We start from the raw sequence: 1,854 nt of genomic DNA, 5'->3' as shown, positions 1-1,854 counted from the left end.
TGTGCTGTACAGAACCGCTAATGCCACATGCAATATAGAGCTTCGGGCAGACAGTCTTTCCAGTCTGGCCCACCTGATGAGAGTAGGGGATCCACCCGGCATCAACAGCCGCTCTGCTTGCACCCACAGCACCGCCTAATACCTCAGCAAGATCTCTGATAAGTGAAAAATTTTCCGGCTTCTGCATTCCTCTTCCGCCGGAAACGATGATATCAGCCTCGGCAATATTGACTGTGGACTCAACTTCCTTTATTATATCGAGGATTTTTGTGCGTTCAGTAAAGCCGGCACCTGAAACCTCGACAACTTTCACTTCGCCAGTTCTGCTATCATCGCGCACAGCCTGTTTCATTACTTTGTGACGTACTGTGGCCATCTGAGGTCTGTGGTGCGGACATATAATAGTTGCCATGAGATTCCCGCCAAAAGCAGGACGAGTGCCTAAAAGGAGACGCTTTTCAGTATCGATTTCCAGCTTTGTGCAGTCAGCTACAAGACCTCCGTAAACTTTGGCTGCTACCTTAGGAATAAAGGAACGCCCGATAGCAGTAGCTCCAGCCAGAAAGATAGAGGGTTTCTCCTTATTGATAAAATCAGTAACAAACCAGGCATAAGTATCATCCCGGAACCTGGCAACATCTTCTCCGTCAACATAGTAAACCTTATCAGCGCCATACTTGACCAGATCATCCGCCTGGCTGCGCATCCCATGGCCAAGAAGAACCGCGATAAGTTTTTCCCCAAGCGCATCTGCCAGCTTGCGTCCCTCTCCAAGCATTTCATAAGAAACACCGGAGATTTTTCCTTCCCGCTGCTCTACGAATACAGCCACATTCTTGTACTGATTTATATCTACACCGTTCTCAGCAGCATCTTTTGTGATCGAAATCGCCTGGTATTTTTTACATGCCTCCACACAAGCAGAGCAGAGGTTGCATTTTTCCAGATCGATAACCGCTTTTTTATTCACAATTGTTATTGCATTCTGGGCACAGGCACGCACACAGAGACTGCAACCAATACATTTTTCCAAATCGACTTTTATTCCCATTTGCGCGAGCCTCCTACTTTACAATACCTAAATCAAGAATGGTTGACTTTAGTTTTTCTACCATCACCGGCAGTTCATCTTTAATCTTCTCACCACCGCTTTTCCTCTCGGGAACAAAAGAGCGGAGAACCTGAGTAGGACTGCCCTTCAATCCAAGTCTCTCTGCGTCAACAGGAATCGATGAAACATTCAGGACAGAGATTTTAGCGCTCTTGGCCTTCATTTTTCCTTTCAGGGAGGCCATTCTGGGAGTATTTATCTCCTTAACCACAGTAATAAGCCCGGGAAGAGGCATCTCTACTACATCGTATCCCTCCTCCATCATCCGCTCTACTTTCAGGTGTGTGTCAGAAATCTCTTCGATTTTCCTTACCCAGGCAACAAACGGCAGATCAAGCATCTCAGCCACCCCGGGTCCCACCTGAGCAGTGTCACCGTCGATAGCCTGTTTACCACAGATAATCAGATCTACTTTGCCCAGTGTCTGAATTCCCTTTGATAAGGTATAGGAGGTAGCCCAGGTATCTGAACCGGCAAACGCACGGTCAGAAATCAGGTAACCTTCATCAGCACCCATTGCAATCGCACTCCTGAGAGCTGTTTCCGCCTGTGTAGGCCCCATAGTTATCACTTTTACCACACCACCGACCTTCTCCTTTATCCGAAGAGCTTCTTCGATAGCGTATTCATCAAAAGGATTGACAACCGCTTCAACGCCGTCCCGGATCAGAGTCCCTGTCTCAGGATTTATCTTCACCTTGGTAGTACCGGGTACCTGCTTGATACATACTACAATGTTCACG

General features: G+C 47.4%; 2 protein-coding genes. Both read right to left on the bottom strand.

All coding sequences use genetic code 11. From position 1 onward, the window contains the following. Positions 1–1,051, bottom strand: a 1,051-nt coding sequence (locus GX089_08210) for an electron transfer flavoprotein subunit alpha (GenBank protein NLP02462.1), incomplete at its 3' end; no start/stop codon positions are given. Between the two features lie 13 nt (positions 1,052–1,064). Then, a complete protein-coding gene (locus GX089_08205; protein NLP02461.1) occupies positions 1,065–1,853 on the bottom strand; it encodes an electron transfer flavoprotein subunit beta/FixA family protein in 789 nt (262 codons plus the stop codon). Between the last annotated feature and the right edge of the window lies 1 nt (position 1,854).

Origin of the sequence: Fibrobacter sp., from assembly GCA_012523595.1 — a bacterium.
GTDB lineage: Bacteria > Fibrobacterota > Chitinivibrionia > Chitinivibrionales > Chitinispirillaceae > JAAYIG01.
The sequence above is the reverse complement of the archived record's forward strand: the minus strand, read 5'-3'. Positions and strand labels throughout refer to the sequence as shown.